The sequence below is a fragment of the Acinetobacter entericus genome (genome assembly GCF_026168575.1).
In the GTDB taxonomy this organism is placed as follows: domain Bacteria; phylum Pseudomonadota; class Gammaproteobacteria; order Pseudomonadales; family Moraxellaceae; genus Acinetobacter; species Acinetobacter bouvetii.
The window spans coordinates 1-3,371 of the sequence record NZ_JAPEQW010000073.1 but is presented as its reverse complement, the minus strand read 5'-3'; the positions used below and the strand labels follow the sequence as shown (position 1 = coordinate 3,371).

Here is a 3,371-nt window from a genome sequence, read left to right as displayed (position 1 = left end):
TAAATGGTTTATCGCATAGACATTTTAATTGGTGAATAACAAGCCCTCACTTGAGGGTTTTTCAATTCACACACTGCAGACATACAGTGACATGAACTTTTGTAGAAATCGAACGCGCTGTGCAGCCTGAGAGCAGGATGCACAGCGTTAAAAGATTAAGCGTCTTTTTCATGTTCAATAATTACTTGTGCTACTGCTTTTGCGGCCGACCAATACTTTAAATTAAATTCAGCAAGCTCTGCTTCATTCGAGATGAAGCCAAGCTCTACAATCAACCCGCCAGCATTAATAAAGCCAAGCCTTCCACGTGCTGACTGCGACTGATCAATCCAGCCGTTATCACCACGTAAGCGACTACCAAAAACATTGGCCACGGCAACGGATAGCTTTTGGGCCAATACCTTATCTTTAGGCAGTGCAATTGTTTCAACACCATTAGCAGACTTGCTTGCAGCTGCATTCATGTGGAATTCCACTGCAAGTGAAGCGCCCTTTGCGAGCGCAATAGCGTTAGTCAGTGGCAAATTAATAGTACCTGTACCATCTGTTTTGAATTCTAAACCTGCAACAGCTAAATAATGCGCTACAGCATTACGGAACTGACGAACCAATTCTGCTTCGTTATATTTGCCATTCACAGCACCTGGATCAACATTACTATGCCCTGCTGTAATCGTCACAAAGGGCTTAATATCTCCATGCAGTTCCGGCTGCTTTTTCAAGCGCGCAAGCACCATCGCAACACCAACAAACATCCCCACCCATTCGCCAATGCTTTCAGGAATCTTGTTTTTCAGCTCCTGAGGAATGACATTCCAGACACTTAAAAACTGCTCCGAAAGTAAAATCAGGGCATAAAAAAAGGCGCTTGCTGCGCCTACCTGTACTGACTTGAGTTTCCAAGCCTGCTTCCAATCATCGATTAANCAATGCTTTCAGGAATCTTGTTTTTCAGCTCCTGAGGAATGACATTCCAGACACTTAAAAACTGCTCCGAAAGTAAAATCAGGGCATAAAAAAAGGCGCTTGCTGCGCCTACCTGTACTGACTTGAGTTTCCAAGCCTGCTTCCAATCATCGATTAATTTCATTTCACTTTCCTATAGGCATAAAAAAACCGCCGAAATGGCGGTATAAATGGATTTGTTGTGTCACGCTACTAAGCAATAGACCACAGATGATAATATTCTTGAATCTCTGAATTTAAAAATTCATCATTTTCAAGATCATAATGAAAGGGCTTACCTTCCAGAAGTTCTGCACCGTCTAAAGATTTGAGGTACTTTTTTAAGAATTTCTTAAATAATTCAACCTTTTCAGGAAATATACTTTCGCCATCCCATAAAATTGCATTCATCAATAAGCCCTTCTTAAAAATACCAAGTGGCAATATTATTGCGTATTAGTACCATATTCAATAGATATTGTGATTAATATCACATATTTTTTGTAACCTTACTAATCCAAGTCATTCTTTACGTTTTTAAGTTCTTTCACAACTTCAACAATCGTTTTCCCTTCCTGCTTGTTGATGAAGTTAAATGTCCACCGCACAACTGCCCAGCCCGGTAAGCCGCATACAAAGTAGAAGCCGCCCAAGGCGATCATCCCCCAAATATCCGTTACCCATTCATGCAGGCCCCATTTCACGATAATGAATGCACCGCCGGTGAGGCTTGAGACGACCGTGCAAATCAAACCCACAGCCCATTCCTGCGGCGAACGCGGCAGCCTCATCATGATGACAACTGTTGCAACCAAGCAGATGGCTAATGTGACAGCCACGGCTGCTCCGTAAAACTTTAAAAACGCGGCAAGCCCGCTTGTAGAGACTGGCTCCATTAATTTCCCCTAATTTTTGGCAATAAAAAAGCACCTTTCGGTGCTAGATTTCAATTTGCGTAACACTGCCCGCCGGCGCTGGCCTCTTAATCTCTCCATTTGAAATAAAGACCTTGGCACCCAAGGCATAAACAACATTACTGGTACATAGAACTAAACCCGAATTATCAGCAACCAGCACTTTATAATTTGGATGGCTGACACTCGTGATCGTGCCGACATATTCTGCCTGCTGCGGATTGAGTAAATCACGCAGCTTCTTTAGTGGATTGCTACTCATTTAGAACACGCTCCACTTTGACTGTTTGCTTCACTTCTTTGTGGCTAAAGCGCACATCAACAGCATCAACAATGCCCCACCAGCTGCCATTAAAGGCTAGTGTTTGCCATGGTGTGCATTCATTGAATTGAGCATTGATTGGTGTCGTAAAAGTATGATCTTCAACTTTACCGAAGCGCGATAACTCGGCCTTAGCAAAGCTTCCAGCACTCACGGCATCAAACATTGCATTTGATACGGTTTCTTTTAATACTTCGCCAGCTGTGCCAATCCGCTTAACCTGAAATGTATTAGCATTCTTGGCATTAGTGAGTGTCATGCCGTTAAAGCTATCAAGTTCAACTTCATCAATGCTGTGATCCAAAACTAAGCTTTCAGGTAAAAGCTTGTCGTAGTCATTGATAGACATTGAATCCCAAGCTGATTTTTTGTATTTCGGTCTAATTGTGATTTGGTTGGCTGCGCGTTCGCTGTAAATAAAGCCGCCGCCTGCCTCAACAACCATCTTAATGCCATCAATTGGCGCCAAGTTTGTATAAGTGAGGCTCTCGTTCTCAACAATCCAGCCCAATTCATCAATCAACTGCCAATCGAGCAACGTGCTGCTATTTGCACGATCGATCTCAGCTTGGCAGAGCTGCACAGATGTCCGTTCATTTTCTTGCAGGAATGAGCGCAGCGGTGAGTAGTCCGCACTAAGCAATGCGGACTGGCTTCGGCCTTTAAGTGTCCATGTTTCTTTTGCAAACTGTCGTGACACCGACTTTGATTCATACAGCATGTGATGCACATTGCCATTCACTGTGATCTGCAGAATCACTGGCTGTCCTGCAATTGGCTCAAGTTTTTCAACCTCAGAGGCAGGTACAGTCAAGCTATACGACCAACACCAACGGCTTCGATCTGTGCTGTAATTTCCATCCAGCACATTAATTTTCTCGCCATTATCTAGGCGAGTGACAGATAAACTATTCAAGATATACCATCCTTTTTGATTCGTTATTGCTGGAATACAGTCATCAGCGCCAAAATTCAGCACTAAATTATGGGAATCAACTTCATGGCATAGACAGATGAAATTCAAATCTGTGCTGCCGCTATATTTTGGCAATTGTGGCTCTGGCCATGGCTCTACAGCATGCTTGCGATAATGAATTGCTTTGGCTTTATCCCACGGCAAAAATGTATCTGTGATGATCAGCAGACCTTTATCCCACTCAAATGAAAATTGCTGTTCAAATACATGCGCC

5 protein-coding genes and 1 pseudogene are annotated in these 3,371 nt (G+C 43.1%); all 6 read right to left on the bottom strand.

Annotated features, from left to right (window positions below; genetic code table 11):
* Window positions 1–155: 155 nt before the first annotated feature.
* The gene (locus OKC24_RS19285) at window positions 156–923 is read right to left on the bottom strand and encodes an N-acetylmuramoyl-L-alanine amidase (RefSeq protein ID WP_265466244.1); all 768 of its coding nucleotides are present in this window, start codon (window positions 921–923) and stop codon (window positions 156–158) included.
* Window positions 923–1,090, bottom strand: a complete 168-nt coding sequence (locus OKC24_RS20195; RefSeq protein WP_444861075.1) for a DUF7940 domain-containing protein — start codon at window positions 1,088–1,090, stop codon at window positions 923–925. The genes OKC24_RS19285 and OKC24_RS20195 overlap by 1 nt, the downstream gene beginning before the upstream one ends.
* 68 nt (window positions 1,091–1,158) lie before the next feature.
* Window positions 1,159–1,356 carry a hypothetical protein gene (locus OKC24_RS19280; protein WP_130149035.1) on the bottom strand — a complete coding sequence of 66 codons (198 nt, stop codon included), beginning with the start codon at window positions 1,354–1,356 and terminating at the stop codon, window positions 1,159–1,161.
* Window positions 1,357–1,457: 101 nt separating this feature from the next.
* On the bottom strand, window positions 1,458–1,841 hold the full coding sequence (locus tag OKC24_RS19275; protein ID WP_265466243.1) for a hypothetical protein: 384 nt from the start codon (window positions 1,839–1,841) through the stop codon (window positions 1,458–1,460).
* 43 nt (window positions 1,842–1,884) lie between these two features.
* Window positions 1,885–2,121, bottom strand: coding sequence for a hypothetical protein (locus OKC24_RS19270; protein ID WP_130149025.1), 237 nt, complete (start codon window positions 2,119–2,121; stop codon window positions 1,885–1,887).
* Window positions 2,114–3,371 (bottom strand): annotated as a pseudogene (locus tag OKC24_RS19265) (hypothetical protein); the annotation flags it as partial. The gene OKC24_RS19270 and the pseudogene OKC24_RS19265, both read right to left, overlap by 8 nt.